Here is a 24,086-nt window from a genome sequence, read left to right as displayed (position 1 = left end):
CATGCAAGCCCTGCACAAACTAGCATTACTTACTGTTTTATTAGCGAGCTCAACAGCAAGTATTGCTAACGACAAACCCAACTTAAAATTCTCTACTACCAAAGTTGCCCCCGGTTTGCATATGTTACAAGGCGTTGGCGGTTTTACTGGTGGTAATATAGGTTTATCAGTAGGTGAAGATGGTGTGGTAATGATCGACGACTCTATGCCGCCGATGCTAGACATTATGAAGCAAGCAATCGCCACCGTTACTGATAAAAAAGTCGACTTTCTTATTAATACCCATGTTCATGGCGATCATATTGGTAATAATGAAGCACTTGGTAAAGCAGGTACGCACATTGTTGCCCATGAAAATTTACGCACTCACCTGTTAGAAAAAGGTGTTCGCGGCGCTAATGGTATGCAAGAAGCGCCTAAAGCCGCCCTGCCCGTTATCACCTTTTCCCACGAAATGAACTTTCACTTAAATGGTGAAGATGCCCATATATTTCATGTTGCCCATGCCCATACAGATGGCGATGCCGTTATCCACTTTAAAAATGCTAATGTCATTCATACTGGCGATACCTTGTTTAACGGTATGTTTCCGTATATTGACTTAAATAGTGGCGGCAGCGTACAGGGCTATATTGATGCCCAAAAGAAAATTCTTAGCCTTTGTAACGATAAAACTAAAATTATTCCTGGCCATGGCCCATTAGCCAATTTACGCGATCTGCAAACATCAATTACCATGTTGGAAGATGCTAAACACATTATCACTAAGTTAATTAAAGCAGGTAAAAACGAAGAAGAAATTGTCGCTTTAAATCCGCTAGAAAAATATCATCAAGATTGGCATTGGAGTTTTATCACGACAGAAAGAATGACCCGACAATTAGTCAAAGGCTTAAGCCAAACACATAAGCACAGCGACAGCGCGACAAGTCATAGCCATTAGCCAGCGGCTTAGGTAAAGGGAGTTACACAGCATGGAAACAACCATAAAATTACACTTAGCCATAGCAAACCTATGGCCATTGTTGCTTATTTTACCGCTACTGATTGCCTTGTTATTTAATAAAAAAATTAAGGCAAGCAAGGTGAGTCAAATAAGCGTTTTTGCTGCGATTTGCGTGGTAGGCTATTTCGCTTATGGCACATTTTCTAATACAGTAAAATATGAAAGTGACAAGCTCACCGTAAGTGCTGGTGGTTTTAGTAAAACTTTTTCAACCAAGCCCCAATGTGTTAAGCAGGCAGTGATTAAAGAAGATCATGGCTATAGCCTATCTTATAAAGTCGCCGGTACCGCGTTTGCTAACTACCGAGCGGGTCATTTCACTACCAATAAAGGCAAAGCAGTATTTGTCTTGGCAACAGGCAACACTAAAACGGCCAGTTTATATCAATTCCCTGAAGGGTTATTATTGATAGAAGATAGCGAGCAAGTTAAATCACTTATGGATAAGCTTTGCTCAGTAAACTACCCGTTACTTCAGCCTATGCCCTAGTTACTTTAACAAGGTGCTCGACATTTTCAGCAATTGCGGCAACGCGCTTTTGCCATAGTTTTGTAAACCTTACCTGCTGCTCTTTAGTGGCTAAACCTTGAATTGATGCTTGCATCAATGCTGGCATTTCTGGATCAGCTGGCACTGAGCTCGCATCATAGCTAACCGTTACCGACTCTTGGTTATCTATGCGAGTAAAACAGACACTCCCTTCAATATTTTGCTCAAACGACATTAAGTTGCGACGATCAAACTGCCCCGCTAAGCCTTTAAAGCCTCGGCTCACTGTAGCTCCGGTGATTTGGCCTACCACATTCGCTATAACGCCTGCTACACCTTCATCTTCCTTTTGACTAAAGCTCACTAAAATTTCGCCGCGTTTTGGTACTTCTTTGCCATACAATGCTTTTAAGCCTTGCAGCGTCATTAAATAAGCGCCTAAAACCGTTGGACAGGCATGCCCTGCCGATTTCACAATATCAACAAACGTAAACTCAATAAGCCCCTGATCAAAGGCGCCTAAAAAATTTGCTAAATCATCTTTAAGAATTATGGGCTCTATTTGCGTGTAATAATCAGGATATTTCATCATCTTGCCTTATTGGGAATAAAAACCAAGATTAGATAAAAGGCAGAAACAAATAAAGCAGCCGAAAAGCTGCTTTATTGCTTAGTATCAAGTTTACTATCAATAGAGAACTTGACGGTAAACTAAGTTAGGTTTTGCTGTTACTCACCATTTGAAGAGCTATCGCTTGATACGCTCCAACTATCAAAAGAGGAGTTAGCGTTAGCGCCAAAACTACTTATGCCACTGGTTGCATAATTTTGTGAGTTATTTGCTTTTCGGTACTTAAACAGCAGAATAACTAAAAATGTAGTAAAAATAAGCGGGCAAAGTAACGCTTCTATAAATGAGGACGAATCAAGGTCCATAAATATAAAAGACAACAACAGGCCTACAAAGGTAAAAATCCAAGATAGCATAGTTATACCTCCATTTAAGGATTATTGATCTTACGTGATCAAGCATCCTAAGTTTTTTATTGTTATTTTTGTATACCATAACGCAGAATAAAACCTGCATCAACTACTTGGATTTTAAATAAAAAAGGCCAGTATCAATACTGGCCTTAAGTTATTGTGCTGATTATATTTTACTCACAATTAACTTTTTAAACGCTTACTTAATGCGGCTGCTAAATCATGCTCAATTTGGGCTAATTCATCTTCAAAGAAGAACTTGTCGGTATCAAATGGCTTAAGTAACTTAACATCATTGGTAGTTTCATCGTATTTAGCAAGGAACACCTTATCCATCCACTGCATATTACGACCTTCAGTGAACATTAAAGCAAAGGCACGTTCACCACCCACTTCACATTCACCCATAATCGAAATTTTACCGGCAGATGTCGTCATAGATAAGTGACGCGAAGGACGATTAATTGACGGTAAATCACGATAAATTTTATCAAATATTTTACTAACATCAGCAATAGGTGCAGTAAAGTAGTGATGCTCCCCTGTTGGGCGCGCACAGTACATAGAATGGAAACTAATTAACATAGTCGCTAAAATATTCGCTAAATCAATCCAGTTTTGTGCGCTTCTATCAATATCAATACTGCCATCTTTATTTTCAAACAAACTGATATGATTCATCATAGGGCTTTGGCTACGAATTACCACACCATGGCGTTGTAAACGGCGAATAGCAGCAATAGTGGTAGGGTTTAGCAGCTCACGTGGTGTAGAAAAATGTGCCATCCAGGCTAACTGAATACCGTTTTCATGCAGCTTATCAAACACGGCTAACATCTTGTCATACTTATGACTTAGCACCATTTCCGGTTGGAAGGTTAAGGCGCGTGTAGCTAAACGTACCGTTTTTATATGCAATAAATCTCTGTCTTCCATTAACGGCGTAACATATTGTTCAAAACGACTTGCTGGCATATAGCCACCGTCACCACCTGTGATCAACATATCGGTTACTTCAGTGTGCACTTTTAAGTAGCGATGAATTTGATCAATTTCTTTTTGGATGAACATATCTTCATCACCACGCACTTGTGCATGACGGAAACAATAAGTACAGAAAGAGAAACAATTCTGGGTAGTTTTATCAAAAATTAACTGACATTGTGGATATTTGTGTTGGCTACCATCTAAAAACTCAACTTCACCTTGCTCATTTTCAAACCAAGGCTTATTTAATTGTTGGTTACCATCATGTGGACTGGTTTTTTCTTGATAATCAGCAACAATTTTTTTCTTTTCTTCTAAACTAGCGCCTAAATAAGCATTCACCGTTTCCTTGTTAATCATATTCGGTTGCGGCATAACTAACTGGAACACTGAATCTTCATAAAAGTTGGTCCAATCAATACTATTTAAACTGTGCTTGGTAGCTAAAAAGCGATATACCTCAACGAATAATTCACGCTCTTCAATATCACCGATATCAATATTATTTTCTTCTAAAATTTCTACCACACGACGAAAACCAGAAAGGCCAGTATATTGCTCTTTCTCGTTAAACATATGTGCTTCTTTATCTAACAAGCCAGAATGTTGCGGGTAAGATGCGTGTAAACGGCTCAATAAGCCCGTAGGTAATAAGTTTTCATCTTGAATAATTTGACGCGTTTCTTCACTGTAGTGATAAACATCCATCATATCAGCAACATCATCTTGACTGACATCGCAAATAGCATTCGCACGTTTGTGTACTGCACCACTTGGCTGACAAGCAGCATTAGCGTCAAGTTGCTTAGGATCGACTTGGGCAACATCAATTGCTTGTGGCGCATTCGAGGCAGAACTTGAGTTAGACATTTAATAATCTCCTGATATTTTGTAAGGCATTACCACAGCTCACCAATTTGCGCCGCTTTAGTGTCTATTTGCACTTTCAGCATTTGTCTAGCTTTTAAATGATAATCAATATCACTAAAACACCATAACAGAACAAATTTATTCAATTTAGAGCCATTATTTTTAATGCGGGTATTTTTTGTTAACTCGGCTGCCTTTACAAACGATATTAGTTCACTAGGTTATGAGCTTTGGTAATGATCTAAAGCAAATAAATCCCTATAAAGCTTTAGTACACTGCGTAAATAGAATTTTTATCTCAAAACGAACACATGAGCTTGCCACAATCTAAACGACTACTTCCTAGCACGAGTATGCTAGCCGCCTTCGACGCAGCAGCAAGAACCGGCAGTTTCACCGCTGCAGCAAAAGAGCTAGCATTAACGCAAGGCGCTATTTCTAGGCAAATAAATGCACTTGAAGCGCAGCTTAATGTCACCTTATTCCATCGTCACAAACAAAGTATTTGTTTAACTGAAGTAGGTAAAAGTTACGCAAGAGATATTCACAGCGCATTAAGTAGTATTCGTTCGGCCACGTTAAATATTATGACCAACCCCGCAGGCGGCGTATTAAATATCGCTATTTTACCTATGTTCGGCTCGCGCTGGTTAATGCCGCGCTTAGCAGATTTCTTAGCTAAGCATCCACACATTACCATCAATACCGCCAGTAAATTAAGCCAGTTTGATTTCTCATTAGAAGACGTACATTGCGCTATTCATTTTGGTCAGGGCGATTGGGCACAAGCTAATTGCACTTTTTTAATGGCGGAAGAGTCAGTTGCAGTATGCGCCCCTTCGCTACTTGAAAAAATCAAAACGAAAGATTGCAGCCCAGAAAACAAAAGCAAGTTTATTGCTAGTCTAACCGAGCAACCTTTATTGCATATTTCTACTCGTCCCGATGCATGGCAACAATGGTTTGCTCGACATAATATTGAGGTTTCAGCCAAACAAGGCATGCACTTTGAGCAATTTTCTATCGCCACCAATGCCGCTATTGCGGGCTTAGGTATTGCACTCTTGCCTAAATTTTTAATTGAGAACGAACTTAAACGACAAGAATTAGTTGAGGTTTGCTGCACACCGCTAACCACAGACAATGGCTATTACTTAGTTACCCCAAACGACAAGCTCGATTACGCACCAGTTCAAGCATTTTCACAGTGGTTAACAGACATGATAGCGCAATCATAGGTTAGCTATTGCCATATTTAATAAACGCTAGACGAAATTTAGTCGGCATGATATTGGCTTTAAAATAAAATTTACGTTATATATTTCAAAAGTTTTACTACCCAACTTGCTTTATTTGCATTTAACAACAATCCTTAAAAGCAACTCAACCATCAATGGAGTGATAAAATGAAGCGTATTAATAACTTATTTTTATGCTTATGCCTGTCCATCAGCTTTCATAGCAATGCATTACTTATTAAATTAGATTTTGAAACCTTAGGCTCTCAAGACATGTGGGGCAACATCACAAACAATTTTGAACTAAGCCAAGCACCAGGGTTAACTGAAAGCTATAGCACAGTCACTAATGCGATTTTACAAGCTGTACGTCAAGACTACTACAGCAACGATTACGACTTCATTGGCAACAACCAACAGTTAGATATCGACTTTATCTTAGCCTCTGTTTCAACTGATGTCTCAACACTAGATTCAAGTCACTATACCATTCAAATAGGCTCTGGCTCATCAGGTAGCTTTGGGGTTGCCTGTTTTGCTTGCGTATCGAGTAATACGGTTGCGCAAAATACAATTTTTGGATCAGTATTTTCAAATAATATATTTAACTGGCTTTCACCAAGTGCAGGTGGTAGTTGGGACTTAACGGAAGTAGTCAATGCCATTGCTGGTACACTTTCCCATGAAATAGGTCACGCATTAGCGCTTGGTCACCCAAATGGCGCTCAAAGTAACCCGGGAGAATCGGCTTGGGGTGTTATGGCAACAGGTGCACCACCTTCTTCAATGCCAAATGGTGAGCGATTAAAAAACCGCGCATTTAGCAACACTAATATGCAATCACTTGCACGTACTTTAGGTTTACGCACATTAGAGCAGCCCCAATCAGTACCAGAGCCAGCAACAATCTACATAATGTTACTGGCCATTTTTTTCTTAGCAAGAGCAAGAATTAAAACTAGACCGAGAAACGTAACTGAGCTGACTACCGCGCTAAATTAAGCGGCTATTTATAGTTAATTAGAATATGTAAGTCGCAAACAAAAGCCAACTGAAAATTGTCCGATTAACAACCTTGTGTTATCCAGAAACTATTCTGTTGCAAGAATATCATTTAAAAATGGAAACTCTCGTGAACATAATAATTCTATCTTCTTTCTAATTTCTTGGTCTTCATTGTGGTGAGTCCCCATACAAAGGTAGTAGTTTTCACCTTTATGTTTTGCAAAGATTATCCACTCACCTGTCATTTTTTGTATATTTTTTCGTTTGTCCAATGTTTCGTGTACAACTCTATAAGATAATTCTTCGATCATTTCCTTTGTTGCCACTGGTGATATTTTAGGATCAAAAACTTCCTTAACTATCTTTTCTAAGCCTCCTCGGGCTAATTGGTTTTTTATGTTCTGTGCTATAAAACGAGCAGAATAATAGTGCTTATGCCATAAACCCTTTAGTGGAAACCTTTTGAACTCTGTTGCTGCCTTTATACCTACTATTTTACTATTATTTTCCTCTTCTTTAATTGCCTCTAATACTTCTTCAGGATTAATGCCATATAGTTCATTATGACAATAAAGATCTAGTAAAAAAGCTTTTGAATATTTACCTTTTACTTTCCATTTAATTCCGATCATTTCCCCAAAGTTTTCGAGTTCATTATCTGTTAATGAAAATTCTCTATTTGGAAAACGAATATTATAATTATTCTGCATGAACATCCTTTTATGGCTAGCGCCCTCGTTAATAGGCAAATTATAGTTGGCTTAAATAAGCGACGATGAAGCAACAGCCAACGGTATTTCATCTTGATTTAACAGCTTATTATATGCCGCCTTGCAAATATTCAAATATCGCAGCTAACCCAATAGTAATACCAAAAAATATTCCCCATTGATAGGCAAACGCTTTTTTGTATTTTGACCACCAAGGAACTAAACCTCCTGCAAATAGCAAAAACCAAATTCCAACGGGAATAATGACTAAATTGTAAAATGCTGGTGTAATTAATGCTGCACCGACTAGCCCAATGAAAAAACATTGCCACGTTTCTTTTTTAGAAGGCTTTGAATCTGACTTATTTGCTACAGGCATTAAGTAAGCAATAAAGAAAATAGCAATTGTCAGAATTATAATGGTTTTTGCAAACATACTTTTTTAGGCATATAACGCCTCGCTTAATCAGCGCGAAATAGCAGGCTAGAATTAACGACAAAAGAGCGCAAGCCAAGCGTTTTGTGTTTGAGCAACTTGTTATACGGATTTAACTCTTCCTGCTTTACGTTGTAAGAGTATATTTCTTGACATAAACCTATTGAATACACCCAATGATATAAGCCCCCACAATAGAGCTGAATAATATGGGAAGGATATTGCTTTATTTTCAAAAGTTGCAGTAACACTTAAATTTAACAAGAGAACACTAAGAACTAATCCACCTAAACTAATTGAAACGCCAACTTTTTGATTTAAATTATCTTTATCGGTATTTTGATTAAACCCAGCCATAAACTCTAAGATTGAAAGTAAGTGCAATGAAACAGAAAGAAAACACCATCCTGAGTGGTTAAAAGCTTGCGATAAATCGCCAAAATGAAAAATTGTTAAAACTGACATAATACAGCCAGTAACGAACATAAATGCTACTTCTTTAAGTGCTTGCCAACTACTCTCTAGAACAATATTCATGACTAAATTCCGTGTCTGTATAACTACTTATTAGAAGAAAAAATGCCCTTAATTAAACACGAACTTTTTCCTTCTTTCGTGATTTTAAAAATGTATAAAATACGCCTTCTTTTAAGCTTTATCAATTACTTATTATAAAACCGCCCAACTGGTTGACGTGTGAAAGGAGGAATTATTCCTTCTTTCACACAAAACTAATAAAATTGGTTAATACTGTATAAATTGTCATAACTTTTTAAATAATATTTACATATAAAAAAAGCGCCACAAGGCGCTTTTCAATAGAGTGATTTAGATGCTGTTATTTTTTCAGCTCAGCGTCTAACTCTTCAATTTTAGCTTTCCAAATTGCAGGGCCTGTTACGTGAGCAGACTCACCATTAGTATCAACTGCTACAGTTACTGGCATATCTTCTACTTCAAATTCGTAGATTGCTTCCATGCCTAATTCTGGGAAGGCAACAACTTTAGCTTTCTTAATCGCTTTAGAAACTAAGTACGCTGCGCCGCCTACAGCCATTAAGTACACAGACTTATGCTTTTTAATGTTCTCAACAGTAGCTTGACCACGTTCAGACTTACCAATTGAGCCTAACACGCCTGTTTTTGATAACATCATGTCTGAGAATTTATCCATACGTGTTGCTGTTGTTGGGCCAGCAGGACCTACCGCTTCATCACCTATGGCATCAACTGGGCCTACGTAGTAAATAAACTTATTAGTAAAATCTACCGGCAGTTCTTCACCCGCAGCTAACATATCGCTAATACGCTTATGAGCAGCATCGCGACCAGTTAAGATAGTACCGCTTAATAGTACCGTTTCACCTGTTTTCCATTCGCTAATGTCTTCTTTGGTTAGGCCATCAACATTAACTCGACGTACGTTCTCACCTACTTCCCAAGTAATTTCTGGCCACTCTTCTAGTTTAGGCGGAGTTAAATCAGCAGGGCCTGAGCCATCAAGGTGGAAATGTACGTGACGAGTTGCCGCACAATTTGGGATCATTACTACAGGTTTTGACGCTGCATGCGTTGGTACTGAGTTAATTTTCACATCAACAACCGTTGTTAAACCACCTAGGCCTTGTGCACCAATACCTAATTTATTAACACGCTCAAAGATTTCTAAACGTAACTCTTCTTCTGCATTTTGTGGGCCGCGGTCAATCAGCTCTTGAATATCAACAGGCTCCATTAGGCTTTCTTTAGCGAGTACGCCAGCTTTTTCAGCCGTACCACCTATACCTATACCTAACATACCTGGTGGGCACCAACCCGCTCCCATGCTTGGTAAGGTATTTACAACCCAGTCAGCAATAGAATCGCTTGGGTTTAACATCGCCATTTTAGTTTTGTTTTCACTACCGCCGCCTTTGGCTGCGATCATCACTTCAACTTCACCACCTTCAACTAAATCAATATGCACAACTGATGGTGTGTTGTCTTTGGTATTTTTACGAGCGCCAGCAGGATCTGCAACAATAGAAGCGCGCAGTGGGTTATCTGGATTCATATAGGCGCGACGTGTCCCTTCATCCACCATTTGCTGAACCGTCATGTCGGTTTTATCCCACTTAACATCCATACCAATTTTTACGAAACAAGTAACTATACCTGTGTCTTGACAAATTGGACGCTTACCATGGGCAGACATACGTGAGTTAATCAAAATTTGCGCAATGGCATCTTTTGCTCCAGTATTTTGCTCTTTATGATAGGCTTTTTCTAATGCTTGGATAAAATCAAGTGGATGATAATAAGAAATATATTGCAGTGCATCAGCGACGCTGTCGATCAAATCTTGTTGTTTAATGATGGCCATAGTGCTCTCTATTAGCTTTTATATTATTGAGTTGAAAGTTATAATAAATCTAACATCTATAATAACCTGCTATTGAAAGTGCTGCCAGTCTCTTATGGCTGATATTAACTATTTAACTAGCGAATAGTATGAGTAACGAACACCTTGTCCTGTAAGCAATCTTTTTTCTCGCAATTTGGCCTAGAAATAACTGCCAAAAAGCTATCTGAAAAGCCATTAATTTTACCTGAAAGTACCTCACCATTAGCAGTATTTAGCAAGTTAGCCAATCAAGCTTGGGCGATTTGGTTAGACTCTTGTGAAAGTGAGCATATTGATAGCCGCTTTGACATTATCGTTTGGCAGCCTGACTTTACCCTAACAACACAGGGTAATAGCACCCGCATTCAAGAAATGAAATCTGGTCACGCTATACAAAGTGAGCAAGAGCCCTTGTCATTACTTGAACAGTTACAAGCACAGGCTATAGCACCAAGTAAGCCTTCTGCTAATAACTTGCCTTTTACTGGCGGTGCACTAGGTTATTTTGCTTATGATTTAGGTCAGCGTTTTGAAAAGCTGCCAAATATTGCTGAAAATGATATTAACTTACCAGAAATGGCGCTAGGTATTTATAGCCAAGCCATTATTTTTGATAAGCAAAGCCAATGCTTTTACTTGCTATGCCCAGAAGAAAGTCGCAAGCAAATAGAAACGGATATAAAAGCACTCATCCTCCCAGTTAAAACACAAGCTGAAGCGCAAGTTAAAAAGCCATTTATGCTAACAGGCGATTGGCAAGCCAATATGGATAAGGCAAGTTACACCAAGAAGTTTAATCAGGTACAAGATTACTTACTCAGTGGTGATTGTTATCAAATTAACCTTGCTCAGCGTTTTAATGCACAATACCAAGGTGACGAGTTTCAAGCTTACCTAGCGTTAAGAGAAGCCAATCAAGCGCCATTTTCTGCCTTTATTCGCTTAGAAAATACAGCAATTTTAAGTGTCTCGCCCGAGCGTTTTTTAAAGCTTGAACAAGGTAAAGTACAAACCAAACCAATTAAAGGCACTAAGCCAAGAAGTGCAGACCTCGAACAAGATAAAGCTAATGCTAAGGCGTTAGCTAAGTCAACGAAAGATAGAGCGGAAAATTTAATGATTGTTGATTTATTACGAAACGACATCAGTAAATCATGCCAAGCTGGTACGGTCAAAGTACCTAAGCTCTTTGACATTGAAAGCTTCCCCGCGGTACATCATTTAGTGAGTACCATTGAAGGTAAATTACAAACGAATAAACAAGCAACGGATTTACTCCGTGGTGCTTTTCCCGGCGGCTCTATTACTGGCGCACCTAAAATACGCGCTATGGAAATCATAGAAGAATTAGAGCCTCACAAACGCAGCGTCTATTGTGGTTCTATTGGCTATATTTCTGCCTGTGGTACTATGGATACCAGCATTACCATTCGCACCTTAATATGTCAGCAAAAAGAGTCTGAAAAACAAATATATTGCTGGGCAGGCGGCGGTTTAGTGGCAGATTCAACCGCTGATAGCGAATATCAAGAAACCTTTGATAAGGTAAATAAGATTTTACCTATTTTAAATAAGTTAAGTTAAGTTAACCATAATATTTAACCTTATTAGCAGTAACAAAAAGGCGAATATCAATGACAAAAGACGAGTTTTTATTGCGCTTTAATTTATTGCAACGTGGTGATTCTGGTCACAACTACCAACACCATAAACCGCTTAAAAATGCTGCAGTGCTTATTGGTTTAGTAGAGCCTGATCATAAAGCAGGCCAACAAGGCTTACAGGTATTACTAACAAAACGAGCCAGTCATTTAAAACATCATCCTTCCCAAGTAAGCTTTCCCGGCGGTAAAGTTGAGCCTGATGATAGCTCGTTGGTTGCCACCGCCATTAGAGAGTCAGAAGAAGAAATTGGCTTACAGGAAAGCGCCATTAATGTTATTGGTCAACTACCTGCTTATCAAACCATCAGCGGCTATCAAGTTACCCCTATCATTGCCTTTATCGAGAAAAACCAACGCTTTACTATAGACAAAAATGAAGTAGCTGAAATATTTCAAGTGCCGTTACAGCACTTTTTACAAACCGATGAGCACCATATTATTGTTGCCAGTAGAAACGGCAAGCAGCACAATGTACATTTTTTACCCTACAAGCACTACAATATCTGGGGTGCGACTGCGGTCATGCTAAAAGATTTAGTTAACCATTTAAGTTAAGTTTCCGCCAGTTAAGCACCAATACACAGAGTGTTTTGTTATAACTTAGTACGCCCTAACGTAGTTTTTGTTTTTCTTACCGATAACTTTCAGCTAGAATTACCGAAAATAATTTCAATTATATACATCAAAGCATATTAATATTCGGAAACTCATAGCAATTACGTATTTGATATGATTTCTTCTTTTTAAAAGAGTCCGTGAATTTTTAGTTAAGCAAAAGAATAGGCAAAGTACTTTTATTGCAACAATAATTCAGCTTAACTTATGATGTATACACAGAGAGCAACTAGCGTAAAGGTAAACAAAATGATAAGTGTATTTGACATGTTTTCTATCGGTATCGGCCCATCAAGTTCCCATACCGTTGGTCCTATGAAAGCGGCTAAGCTATTTGTTGATACCTTAGAAACTAAGCAATTATTAACGAATGTTGATCGAGTTAAATGTGAACTGTTTGGCTCATTAGGACAAACTGGTATCGGCCATGGTACAGGTAAAGCGGTTATTTTAGGTTTTTCAGGCGAAGCACCAGAAACGATTCCTGTAGAATCAATCGAGTCGATTTTAGAAAATGTTGTCACCACTGAAAAAATCATACTTAACGGTACACATGAAGTCGACTTCCCAAAAGATGATGCCATTATTTATCACCATAGAAAAACCTTACCTGCGCATGCTAATGCCATGACATTATATGCTTATCAAGGTGACGAGCTAGTGTTAGAGCAAACCTATTACTCTATTGGTGGTGGCTTTATTGTTGAAGATTGTGACTTTGAAAAAGAAAAAGACAAAGCACTATCGCTTCACAGCAATATCAAGCGCCCTCATGTATTTAGAAATGGTGAAGAATTACTGGCACAAGCGAAAGAGCATGGCCTAAGTATTTCTACCATGATGATGAATAATGAAAAATGCCTAAATGATGAAGCAACCATTCGTACTAAGCTGATTGAAATTTGGCATGCCATGAAAGCAAGTGTCGAACGCGGTATGACCACAGAAGGGATTTTACCGGGTGGTTTAAAGGTTCACCGCAGAGCACCAGCCTTGCATCGCACGCTGTCGGTAGAAAAGTCGAATGATCCACTCAGTGCTATGGACTGGGTTAACCTGTTTGCTATGGCAGTAAATGAAGAAAATGCTGCTGGCAGTCGCGTAGTTACCGCGCCGACTAACGGTGCTGCGGGCATCATTCCTGCGGTATTATGTTATTACGATAAATTTGTAAAACCAGTCTCGGATGATGACTGTATTCGTTATTTATTAACCGCAGCTGCCATTGGTATTTTATATAAAACTAATGCGTCAATTTCGGGTGCTGAGGTAGGTTGTCAAGGTGAAGTAGGTGTTGCCTGCTCAATGGCCGCAGGTGCATTAGCGGAAATTTTAGGCGGAACACCTTTACAAGTTGAAAATGCCGCTGAAATTGGCATGGAGCACAACTTAGGCTTAACCTGTGATCCGGTGGGCGGTTTAGTACAAGTACCTTGCATTGAGCGTAATGCCATGGGCTCAGTTAAAGCCATCAACGCTGCCCGTTTAGCCCTTAAAGGCACAGGAACACAAAAAGTTTCTTTAGATAAAGTTATCAAAACCATGTGGGAAACAGGTAATGATATGAAGACTAAATATAAAGAAACGTCGCGTGGCGGCCTAGCAGTTAACATTATTGAGTGTTAATAATTAAATAACATAAGTAACAAAAAGCCGCACTCGCTATTAGCGAATGCGGCTTTTCTTTATCTGCTACACAGCAACTATTTAGAAATTAACGCGATAGCCTAAAGTCACCGTTAATGGTTTACCCACCATAATAGAGCCATGGGTACGTGATGCCATATAGCTTTCATCAAGTAAGTTATCAACACTAAAGCTTACCTGCTGATTTTTAGCGATATCATAACTTGCCACTAAATCAACAACCGTATGCGCATCGATTCCTTCTTCAACTACGCCAGAGCCCGCTTTTGTACGCATTTCACCTGTGTATCTAGCAAGCAAATTAGTGCGCCATTTATCACCTTCTAAACCAATAACAAATTGTAATTGGTTCTCAGCAACATAAGGTAATTCATCGCCTGCTGTCACCCCACCCCAAAAATCAGAATCAAAGCTAGTTAAAAACTCTGTTTGCGAATGGGTATAGGTTAAATCTATCGGCATGGAAATATCACCAAAATCGATAGCGTAAGCCAACTTAAATTCTAACCCTGAAATTTTTACTTCACCGGCATTGTATTGTTGGCCGATATTTTCATCTGCACAGTTTTGGCTTTCGGTGCAATTACCATGCATATTGTCATAGTCAGATAAGAACAAGGTTGCTTCTGCGCTTAAGGCATCCTGACTAAAACGTGCGCCAAGCTCATAGTTAATGCTTTCTTCATTACTAGCTTCATCATTGCCAGGTGATGGCGGCGCAAAACCTTTTTGTACGCCACCAAGTAATACTAAATCATCGGTTAACTTATAAGCTAATGCTAGTGATGGCAGAACAACATCAAGCTTATTTTCTGTATAGTCAGGCGTTGTGCTGCGCTCAGGAGTTTCCCAGTCCTTACGCGCTAATTTCATGTCTTCATAACGAAGACCAGCATTGACAATCAAGTTACCTAAGGTCCACTCGTCATGAACAAACAAAGCCAAGGCTTCACCGCTATCTATGCGATTTGAATCAGTACCTGGCTGCCCAGCACTCGTCAGTGTCATATGATAGTTTGTGTCTAAATCATATTTATCCACCCATTGATATCTGTCCATTTCATCTTGATGATATCTAACGCCAAACTTAAGTTGATGAGCATCAAAGTCAGCATCTAAAACCGTTTGAATACCCTGAGATAGATAATCTCGGTTATTGGCTTTAACATCTACGGTAATAGTTTCTGTTGCGTTGATATCATGGGCTGCTGCTATTTCTATACCACCAGAACCTAAGCTTTTACCATTGACCTTGCTGGTTTTATACCAGTTACGGCTAAAGTCATTGTGATAAACACTAGTCCCTAAACTAAAGCGTGAGCTTAATTCAATGGTATGGTTAAATTGCAACTGCAGGTGTTCAGTAGCCATATTGTCTTTTTGAGATGTAGAATAGCGGCTATATGGCTCTGAGTTATAATCAGCTTCGGTTAAGCCCATATAAGTATCATCAGAATCTTCATCTGAGTATTTCACTTTAAATTCAAATTCTTGATAAAAGTCTGCATCAGTATCTGTGTTATAACGAACTTTTCCTAAGACATCATTTTTAACAAAACCTGTATCGGCATCACTATGGTTGATATCTTTAAAGCCGTCAGCCTGATAACGGTAAACTTCAAAAACTGAGCCTAAGTTTTCTCCTTGGCTGCCAACAAAGCCATGCAATTTTGCAAAGCCGTCTTGACCGGCTTGCACATTCAATTGACCTGCCAACGCTTCTTCAGGAATTTGGCGAGATAGCATATTCACCACACCACCTGTGGTGCGCGGGCCATACATTGCACTTGAGGTGCCTTTAAGCACCTCAACTTGTTGCATACGCCCTGCTGTAGGAAAATAATACGCTGCTGGCGCGGCATAAGGTGCAGGTGCTGCCAGAACATTATCTTCCATAATAGTGACTTTCTCACTACGATTTTGTCCCGTACCACGCATACCAATATTAGCGCGTAAACCATAACCATCTTCTTCCAACACATAAACACCTGGTACAGAAGTTAAGGTACGCATAATGTCTGAATAGTTGAATTTTTCTAGATCTTCTTGCTTAAGTAGGTGAGCACTACCTGGCACCTCATTAACTGAGTTTTTATTACCAAAAATTGAAATCTGTTCATCCACTGAAGCACTGTCTACTGTTCCATTGGCCATCGCTAGTGAGGAAAAGGCGCTTGCTACGACTAAGCTCACTAGGTTGAGTCTAAAGGGTTTAACTAACATCTACTACTCCGAAAGATTTCTCTGTATTGAAACGTATTGACTGAATTTTCGCGCATTACAGCACGCAGACTAATACGAATCAATAGCATTCACATAATGATTAACAATCTATTACAAGTGCATAAATCTTCATGCAATTTTAACTATTACAGAGTTAAATTCGTCGGCAGAGGAATAAGTTAATTATTTGTAAATTAATGAAAAAATGTGACATATCTATCATAATTACAAATCTGAACGGATAACAATTACCAAGTCAGCCAAGTAAGGTTTTGATGAAAAAAGCAGATAAATAGTTTTCACAGCAGCTTAACTTTTAGCTTTTTTAAATTTGAATCAAATGATTAGTTGTTAACATTATTCACGGAAATATTGAAAACCTAGCCTTTCTACTTTCTTCTTAAATAGGCTAAAAAAATCTTCAATAAGTATTAGATGTGATTTAATTCCCAACAAATAAAATTAGCAACAGCAGAAGTAGCAGCTAAAGTAAGCAATTGAGATAACTTTAAGCTCAATTGGCACTTGATGATTTTTGCACACCAAGCGTTTAACTGTACAGATTTATATACAATCTTGTTGATTTTTAAATGATTTAGCTAAATAAATGTTGATGTCTGAACTGATAACTAAACTTTCAGTTAAGACTAGCTCGCCGTTTCACTCGTCCATAACACGATTTATGCAATAAATTTAATATATTTACATAGTATGAAAGCTGTTTGACCTCTATAAGCGATATTAATTTGGCAGTAATTCATCAACTTGACTAACCTTGATATAGATAAATAAAAATTGAGGAATTATGAATGTTTAGTCAAACAAAACAACCATTAAAAGACTCAATAAGGATGTTGTTAGTCGTCGCTGCACTGAGTATGCTCGCTGCCTGTGAATGGTATGGTAGTGAGTCTCGAAATAAGCCTATCTTTCACGACAAGCCACCTGAAGCGACCAATGTCACCATTGTGCCGCCTATTCAACCAGGGCAAGTAATAAAAGCTAGCTATAGCTATGTGGATGACGATGATCCAGAAGGTGATAGCCTTTACCTATGGCGCATTGATAACGAACAGGTAGCCACTACCCTTTCATTTACCCTGCCACTCGATAGTGAAGGTAAAGCATTAAGCTTTTGCGTAACCCCAGTAGCAGTATCTGGCGATGAAAAACAAGGCATGCAAGTTTGCGTTGATGAAACCATCACAGGGCAATATTCAATGCCAACTCTAATAGATCTCACCTTATCCTCACCTATCACCACAGGCGTTGAAATTAGCGCAAGCTATACCTTTGTTGATGAAAATAATCGTACCGAAGGCGATAGCCAGTACTCATGGCAAGTAGATGATAATGAAGTAAGCACGCAAGCAAGCATCACCTTATCACCCGATAACCAAGATAAAATGCTAACGCTATGTGTTACGCCTGTTGCAGCACTTGGTGAAAATGCCACAGGCGAAGCAGTTTGTACACCAGCACAAATGATTATGGCAAAAGAAGGCGCAGCTCCTAGTATTGAAAACCTTAGCTTTTCCGCATTTGCCAAGGCAGGCAATCAAATATCCATTAACTATGACTTTGTTGATAGTGATGGCGATCAAGAAGGCGAAAGCCTAATGACTTGGTCAATTGATAATAGTGAAATAAGTCAAGAAGCGAGTTTACTGCTTCCACAGGACAGCCAAGGTAAACTACTGTCATTTTGCATTACCCCTGTCGCCTTAACGGGTATACCAGATACAGGCGAGCAAGCCTGTATCAATACAGATATTGCCGACATTGTCGTCTCTGGAGAGCTCGCTTTAGAAGAAACCATAACACTTGTGATCAAAGGTTATACGGTTAATGGCGTTAGTTGGCAAACGATTGTCGGTGATAGCTCATGGACTCAGTCAACGAATGAAACAGAATTTATCATCAAGGGTCAAAACGACACCGATGATGCTTCACAATTAGTTGGTAAAGGTTTACAGGTATGTATCGACACCGTTGAAGAGGATGAAATCTGCCTACCACTTGCAGAGCAACCTAGTGATGTCATCACTGGCGGCTTACCGACCGAAATTGATGGTGATTTTAATATCACTAAACGGGTAGTCGCACCGCTAAACTATATCGACTTAACCATTGATGGTGTCACCAAGCGCCTGCATAGACCACTAAATGATATTGAATCAATCTTATTAAACCACAGCAGCGCTGGCAGTGTGCCTTTACACACTGGCACTTGGTTTGCTGAAGGCACAGAAATCAACTGGACCATGTATGATCACGCCACGGCAACTGCCAGCTGCGCAGGCAGAGGCATGATGTTACCAGTGCAAGGTAAAGACGATACCTCTGACCCCCATGGCTTACAGCAATTTTATGATGCTATTGTTAGCCGTTACCCACAATTTGAAGATTCGCCCGTAGTACGCGGGATGGCCTGGCCTGGGTTATATTTTAGAAGTTCATCAATGCAAGGAGTCGGCTTTCACTACGACTTTTATTTAGTGACAGGTCATGCCAGCTCTATTGACGATGCTACCTCAGAAGCGGCTGGCTGTTTATCAACACCGCCAGAATAAAAAATGAATAGCAAAAAGCCTGATAACTAATAATAGCTATCAGGCTTTTTAAATAGCTCTAAATTGGGCTTAATCTGCTATCAAAATCAAGCCGCTTTATTAAAGACTTCTACTTGATTTTTAATATCTGACAACTCAATGAGCCGCTTTTTCTCTGGCCTAACAATTGGCGCTAATAAACCAGTTACAAAGATCAGCGCTAACCAATACAGTATGCTGTAATCCGACTCTACCGGCTCAGATTTAGCCTGTTCTTCCAGCTTTTGCCCCGTCACTTGCTGGCTTGCGTTAGCAGCTTGTGCCGGCGGCGTAACTTGTGCCTGCGCTTGCGCCAATGCTTGAGAAAGCGGCATTAAACCAAAGCCTGCGGCGGTATTGTCCATATACTCATTGAATTTTTCATTATCTGTAGCTACGTCGAACTCGCTGGCAATTTCCGTGTATGTTTCCACCATTTTCTTAATGGTTTCTTGATCTGCCTGCCAGTAACCTTTACGCACGGCTTCAAGCATACGTTCAATAATTTGCGCCAAACTCTCGGCATTGTGCTGTTCAAAGAACTCGCGCATATCCATTTGGTACTTATCTTCAACGTAAACTTCAAAGAATTCTTGCCATTGATCATCACGAATGGCTTCTGGTGTCATCACTTCCCAGCCCCACATATTATTCATGCGATCTAAAATAGCGGTTGCGCCCGCATAACCAGAATCTTGCATGGCTTTGATCCAGCGCGGGTGGAAATAACGACTGCGCATCTCTTGATTAACAAACTCCGCAAGTGTTTGCGTTTTCAGCTGATCTTTTTTTCGTAAGTTAGCTACGTACATTTCAGGTGTCGCACCGTCTAAATGTCTTACTGCTAAGCCAATGCCGCCAAAATATTGGAACGGATCGTCATTAGTCATCAAGGCATACAAATTAGTAGAGCGAGAGAAAATAACACCATCGGTACCTGATAATACTTTTGAGTACAAACCTTCACCCTCGCCCAATGCATCAGACACATTTTCACTCCAACGCTTTTCATCGGCGCCAAAAGCAAACCCCATGCGGTCTAAATAAAGATTTGCCAGCTTGTCATCAGTTTCCCAGGTATCAGAAGCTAATGAACTACCCGCTAAACCTGTACCATAGTTGCCGGTTTCATTTGAGAAGATACGAATAGACGATAAATAATCGGCATCTTCTTCAGTTTTACCTTTTTCCAGTAACTCACTACGCAGTGCATTAGCATGTCGGTAAACAAAGTTATTGTCTTCCTTCATTTTAGCTACTTTATCAATGGCTTTTGCTAGCCATAACATCACATTAGGAAACGCATCACGATATAGGCCCGTGGCAGAAATGACCACATCAATACGCGGACGCTTTAATTCGCTATACGGGATGACTTCAGTATCAACGACATTACCTTGATTATTCCATTTAGGTTTTAAACCCAATGCGTGTAATATTTGCGCTTCAAGTGCCCCTTGATGACGCATAGTTTCTAATGACCATAGCGAAAATGCTAACTTTTCAGGGTACTTACCATGCTTTTCAACATAGGCATCTATGGTTTGATTCATCAAAGTGACACCCGCATCATAAGCTTCTTTTGAAGGTACTTTTGCCGGGTTAAAACCGATTAAGTTTCGCCCTGTTGGCGCGGCATTAGGGTTACGAATAGGGTCATTACCATAACTAATTGGAATATAGTTAGCTTCCAATGCCAGCATTAAGTTTTGCGTTTCAGCAATCGCTTGAAAATTACTCCAATATTCTTTAGCTAACGTTAAATCTGCCTGTAACTTTTCGTCTAAATCTGTCAACACAGCAGGATTCTCAATATAGGTTTTAAGCAATTGAAAACCATCAAGCGCCGCTAACTTCTTAACATTGCGCTCATCAAACTGCTGTTCTTCAGCTATGGCAAGATTATTAGCTTTTTCATAACTTGCCGCACGCGCAGTAAAGTCATCACCAAGCATTTGTAGCATAGTACTAAATAAATGCGCATCTTGAGGAAGTTCGCCAAAAATATGCACGCCAAGTGGTTGGCTCATTTGTGCTAAAGCATTTAGATGATCTTGCAGCTTGGCAATATGCTCATCAAAATTTGCCATCACTTCTTCTTTAGTAAGCGACAAATCATTAAGCATGTTGAGCGCTTGCGCCATTTCAATCACTTCTGTTTGCGTGTTAGCCTTAGTTTGCCCTTCAGACAGCATCAAGTAGTTGGTGATCTTTTCACTTAAAGTAGCGACCTCAGTATATAAACCTGCTTTGGCAAAGCCCGGAGTTAAATGACTTATCATAGTAGCGCGACCACGACGCTTAGCCTGCATCGCCTCACCCACATTATCAATAATATACGGGTAAAATACTGGTAAATTGCCGATGGCTAAACTTGGCGCATCATACACGGATAAACCACGTTCTTTACCTGTTAACCACTCTTGTGAGCCATGTGTACCTAAGTGGATATAAGCATCAGCACCAAAGCCCTGGCGAGCAAATAGGTAAATTGCTAAATAGCTGTGATTAATTGGCGTTTTAGTGCTGTGATACAGGTTAGCATGCTCCTTGGCATCTTCACCGCGAACACCTTGCGGCATCACTATCATATTGCCTAGATTCATGCGCGGAATAACAAAAGCATTCACTTCTTTACCGTCTATGGTTGTTTTACGCAACATGCCGCTTTCTTCAGGCTTTCCCCAGCGCTCGACAATAGGTTTAGTGACATTTTCAGGTAAGGCATTAAACCAAGTTAAGTAGGTTGATAATGGCATATACTCGGCTAAATCTTGCGCTATCAACTGTTCAGCATCTTCACCGCGATAATACGGGCGCAGTAATTTGCCCGCTGATTCAATTAGCGCTTTAGGCTCTTTGACATCAACTTGATAGCCCTTTTCTTTCATGGCTTTAGCGATATTTTCAATCGAGGTTGGTACATCTAAAAAGGCAGCTCCTATGTTCTTTTCACCTGGAGGGTAATTCCAAATAAAGGTGGCAACCTTTTTATCTTGATTGGCAATATGCTTTAAATTTGCATGATTATAAGCGCGCTCAACTAAGGCATTAAGTTGATAATCAATAATGGTTTTAACACCTTTATCATTTGCGGCGATAATGGTTGGATCAGCACTGCCAGTATCTTCTGGCATTACCAAGAAAAATGGTGTTAAAGAGGGAGAAATACCGGCATGATCCGCTTCAAATTCTGCTTGATTACCTTCTGTGTAGTTAATAGCATGCAGTACAGGTACGCCGAGCTTTTCAAACTCACCACGGCGTTTTTCAACAAAGTGTAACGAGCGATAGTTAATCATTAAATCAACATGAGCTTGTTTACCATTTTCTGTTTCATGCATCAATAAATCGGTGTAATTCATTGATTTTTCTTCGCCTTCAAAGAAAAAACCTAACGCTTTTGCACCTTTTGCTTCCAAGCCTTTAATAAGCGCATCAACCACTTGCTGTTGCTCGTAATCAATAACACTACGGTGAATACCTATGGCTATTACTGGTTGTTTGTCTTTTATTTGTAGGAAATTAAAGAATTCATCGGCTTTATCTGTTACTTGCCCTGGGAAATCATAATGATATAAACCAACATTAGGCACAACAAAAGGTGCCTTTGCCTTGATGTTTGATAAGCCTAAGTAGTCATTAGCTAAGTAATACATCATGTTTTGGTAATTAACACGGCCAGCATTTTTATAGTAACTACCAATGGCTTTTTTGTGTTTTTCATCAAGCCCTTGATTCATTTTTTCATTGCTTAAATCGCCAAGAGAAATCACTGGAACATTAGGTATCTCAGTTAAATAACTTTGATACTTAGCAAACATATATTTAGAAAGCGCAGGGTTAATACCGTCGAGCATAATAAGCTGAGCTTTTGACCAGGCTGCTTTAACCTCTTGTTCAGATTTGCCTTTAGTTGAGAAGTTAACTAACTCAAATGGCTGATCTTTTGCTAATGATAATAACAAGTCTCCTTTAGGCTTAGAGGCATGACCTGACATCATTAATAATATTTGTGGCTTGCTGACTTTTTCTGATGCTGCATCGCTAGCCAAGCTTGCTTGACCAACAAAAGCGAATAGCAAAGTTAAGGCAATTAAAAATTTTAACATGGTTTGTTTTATCATTATTTTTCTACCTGTTTAGCATCTGACTGTGCTTGTGCTTCGTCCCCTTCTGGCACATAAACAAAGCTGCCATCAGCCATTTTATAAGCAACACCAGCTCGCATTCCTTCACCAGAGCCAATATTTCCTGTCGACTTGTATTGCTTGATTTCTTTACCTTTTTTAACAATAACTTCCATATTAGGTTTGCCAGCATTCTTCACAACCGTGACATCATCGCTAGAAAAAACATTAAGTGGGTTTTGTGCTAGCGCAATAAGTAATGCCGCTATGATGACTAAAAAGACATCGACCAAATTTACTGCGCTAACAATCGGATTTAATTCTTCATCTTCATCTAAAAACTTCATTACGCCTGCCCTTTAAGCTTACGAATATTAATTAGCTCATTAGCGCACCAACGCTTTTTAACCGATGCCGGCCAAAAAGTTAACGAAGAGATAACCAAGCCCCAAATAACCGCGGCAAAAGCGATAATTAAATTCTCACTGATCCCTTGAATATTACCGTCCGCTAGCGCTTGTAATGCTGGCCCCATAGGGATCATAGTGGCAATTAAGCCAAGCATAGGCGCTATACGAGTGACAACACGTAAGTTTTCAAGCTGCTTTAAGGCTACGACTTCCAATTCGTCTTCACTGGCATTTGGATTATTTACAAAATAATTGTGGATGGGATAACCTGCATGCGTAGTAATCTGCCCTGACTCTTGATTTGTCAGCTGACGTGTATAGGCAAGTTTGTTTTGCTTTCTGACCAAATATTGCGAACAAAAACGCCCTAATGCATAAATGGCATAAATCACTAACAAACAAATTAAAACAATAACTGGCGCCATCAAAAACTCTGACGCTTGTGCCATGGTCATTTCTAAAAATTGGATATTCACAGTGCTAACTACCTCTCATAAATTAAGCGTTAACATGATACATTTACCTAACAAACTTATCAAACAATAATTATTCTCATTAAGGTTTACATTCGTTTTATTGATCTGTATTGTAAAAAAGGAATTTATTTAACATGACTTAAAAACAACACTCCGCCACTAAAGTGAAACAGCTTTTGTCACTTAAGTGCCTTTGTGCAAGGTGCTTGTGTTGATTTCAC

18 protein-coding genes are annotated in these 24,086 nt (G+C 39.4%); 8 read left to right on the top strand and 10 right to left on the bottom strand.

The window, feature by feature from the left end; genetic code table 11:
• Nucleotide 1: 1 nt before the first annotated feature.
• Nucleotides 2-943, top strand: a complete 942-nt coding sequence (locus EMK97_RS18245; RefSeq protein ID WP_211342256.1) for an MBL fold metallo-hydrolase — start codon at nucleotides 2-4, stop codon at nucleotides 941-943.
• A 31-nt stretch (nucleotides 944-974) separates the two neighbouring features.
• Nucleotides 975-1,496 carry a hypothetical protein gene (locus EMK97_RS18240; RefSeq protein WP_130604197.1) on the top strand — a complete coding sequence of 174 codons (522 nt, stop codon included), beginning with the start codon at nucleotides 975-977 and terminating at the stop codon, nucleotides 1,494-1,496.
• On the opposite strand, the gene EMK97_RS18235 is transcribed toward EMK97_RS18240, so the two are convergent.
• Both EMK97_RS18235 and EMK97_RS18230 read right to left on the bottom strand, forming a co-directional pair.
• Nucleotides 1,486-2,088 carry an FmdE family protein gene (locus EMK97_RS18235; protein WP_211342255.1) on the bottom strand — a complete coding sequence of 201 codons (603 nt, stop codon included), beginning with the start codon at nucleotides 2,086-2,088 and terminating at the stop codon, nucleotides 1,486-1,488. The genes EMK97_RS18240 and EMK97_RS18235 overlap by 11 nt on opposite strands.
• A gap of 575 nt (nucleotides 2,089-2,663) precedes the next feature.
• A complete protein-coding gene (locus EMK97_RS18230) occupies nucleotides 2,664-4,337 on the bottom strand; it encodes a hypothetical protein (RefSeq protein WP_130604196.1) in 1,674 nt (557 codons plus the stop codon).
• Nucleotides 4,338-4,648: 311 nt separating this feature from the next.
• On the opposite strand from EMK97_RS18230, the gene EMK97_RS18225 reads away from it, so the two are divergent.
• Nucleotides 4,649-5,575, top strand: coding sequence for a LysR family transcriptional regulator (locus tag EMK97_RS18225; protein ID WP_130604195.1), 927 nt, complete (start codon nucleotides 4,649-4,651; stop codon nucleotides 5,573-5,575).
• A 168-nt stretch (nucleotides 5,576-5,743) separates the two neighbouring features.
• Nucleotides 5,744-6,577: a zinc metalloprotease gene (locus tag EMK97_RS18220; RefSeq protein WP_130604194.1), complete on the top strand. Its 834-nt coding sequence runs from the start codon at nucleotides 5,744-5,746 to the stop codon at nucleotides 6,575-6,577.
• An 89-nt stretch (nucleotides 6,578-6,666) separates the two neighbouring features.
• Here the strand turns inward: EMK97_RS18220 and EMK97_RS18215 are convergent, their stop codons facing one another.
• The 4 genes from EMK97_RS18215 to EMK97_RS18200 all read right to left on the bottom strand — a co-directional run bounded on the left by EMK97_RS18215 (nucleotide 6,667) and on the right by EMK97_RS18200 (nucleotide 10,088).
• Nucleotides 6,667-7,290, bottom strand: a complete 624-nt coding sequence (locus tag EMK97_RS18215) for a hypothetical protein (protein WP_130604193.1) — start codon at nucleotides 7,288-7,290, stop codon at nucleotides 6,667-6,669.
• A gap of 109 nt (nucleotides 7,291-7,399) precedes the next feature.
• Nucleotides 7,400-7,726 (bottom strand): hypothetical protein, encoded by a 327-nt coding sequence (locus tag EMK97_RS18210; protein WP_130604192.1) that lies wholly within the window; start codon nucleotides 7,724-7,726, stop codon nucleotides 7,400-7,402.
• A gap of 102 nt (nucleotides 7,727-7,828) precedes the next feature.
• On the bottom strand, nucleotides 7,829-8,263 hold the full coding sequence (locus EMK97_RS18205) for a hypothetical protein (protein ID WP_130604191.1): 435 nt from the start codon (nucleotides 8,261-8,263) through the stop codon (nucleotides 7,829-7,831).
• Nucleotides 8,264-8,564: 301 nt separating this feature from the next.
• Complete coding sequence (locus EMK97_RS18200) at nucleotides 8,565-10,088, bottom strand: fumarate hydratase (RefSeq protein WP_130604190.1); 1,524 nt, start codon at nucleotides 10,086-10,088, stop codon at nucleotides 8,565-8,567.
• A gap of 144 nt (nucleotides 10,089-10,232) precedes the next feature.
• On the opposite strand from EMK97_RS18200, the gene pabB reads away from it, so the two are divergent.
• From pabB to EMK97_RS18185, 3 genes are all read left to right on the top strand, one after another.
• Nucleotides 10,233-11,693, top strand: a complete 1,461-nt coding sequence (gene pabB, locus EMK97_RS18195) for an aminodeoxychorismate synthase component I (protein WP_211342254.1) — start codon at nucleotides 10,233-10,235, stop codon at nucleotides 11,691-11,693.
• Nucleotides 11,694-11,743: 50 nt separating this feature from the next.
• Entirely contained in the window at nucleotides 11,744-12,328 is a 585-nt protein-coding gene (locus EMK97_RS18190) for a CoA pyrophosphatase (RefSeq protein WP_130604189.1), read from the top strand.
• 309 nt (nucleotides 12,329-12,637) lie between these two features.
• A complete protein-coding gene (locus EMK97_RS18185) occupies nucleotides 12,638-14,014 on the top strand; it encodes an L-serine ammonia-lyase (protein WP_130604188.1) in 1,377 nt (458 codons plus the stop codon).
• Nucleotides 14,015-14,095: 81 nt separating this feature from the next.
• Here the strand turns inward: EMK97_RS18185 and EMK97_RS18180 are convergent, their stop codons facing one another.
• Nucleotides 14,096-16,258 carry a TonB-dependent receptor family protein gene (locus EMK97_RS18180; protein WP_130604187.1) on the bottom strand — a complete coding sequence of 721 codons (2,163 nt, stop codon included), beginning with the start codon at nucleotides 16,256-16,258 and terminating at the stop codon, nucleotides 14,096-14,098.
• A gap of 809 nt (nucleotides 16,259-17,067) precedes the next feature.
• On the opposite strand from EMK97_RS18180, the gene EMK97_RS18175 reads away from it, so the two are divergent.
• A complete protein-coding gene (locus EMK97_RS18175) occupies nucleotides 17,068-18,831 on the top strand; it encodes a hypothetical protein (protein ID WP_130604186.1) in 1,764 nt (587 codons plus the stop codon).
• 86 nt (nucleotides 18,832-18,917) lie between these two features.
• On the opposite strand, the gene cobN is transcribed toward EMK97_RS18175, so the two are convergent.
• The 3 genes from cobN to EMK97_RS18160 are packed head-to-tail and all read right to left on the bottom strand — an operon-like array spanning nucleotide 18,918 to nucleotide 23,865.
• Nucleotides 18,918-22,976, bottom strand: a complete 4,059-nt coding sequence (cobN, locus tag EMK97_RS18170) for a cobaltochelatase subunit CobN (protein WP_246028831.1) — start codon at nucleotides 22,974-22,976, stop codon at nucleotides 18,918-18,920.
• Nucleotides 22,976-23,326, bottom strand: coding sequence for a DUF2149 domain-containing protein (locus EMK97_RS18165; protein ID WP_130604185.1), 351 nt, complete (start codon nucleotides 23,324-23,326; stop codon nucleotides 22,976-22,978). Before EMK97_RS18165 ends, cobN begins: the two co-directional genes overlap by 1 nt.
• A complete protein-coding gene (locus tag EMK97_RS18160; protein WP_130604184.1) occupies nucleotides 23,326-23,865 on the bottom strand; it encodes a MotA/TolQ/ExbB proton channel family protein in 540 nt (179 codons plus the stop codon). Before EMK97_RS18160 ends, EMK97_RS18165 begins: the two co-directional genes overlap by 1 nt.
• Nucleotides 23,866-24,086: the final 221 nt, after the last annotated feature.

It is taken from the genome of Litorilituus sediminis, assembly GCF_004295665.1.
Lineage (GTDB): Bacteria > Pseudomonadota > Gammaproteobacteria > Enterobacterales > Alteromonadaceae > Colwellia > Colwellia sediminis.
The sequence above is the reverse complement of the archived record's forward strand: the minus strand, read 5'-3'. Positions and strand labels throughout refer to the sequence as shown.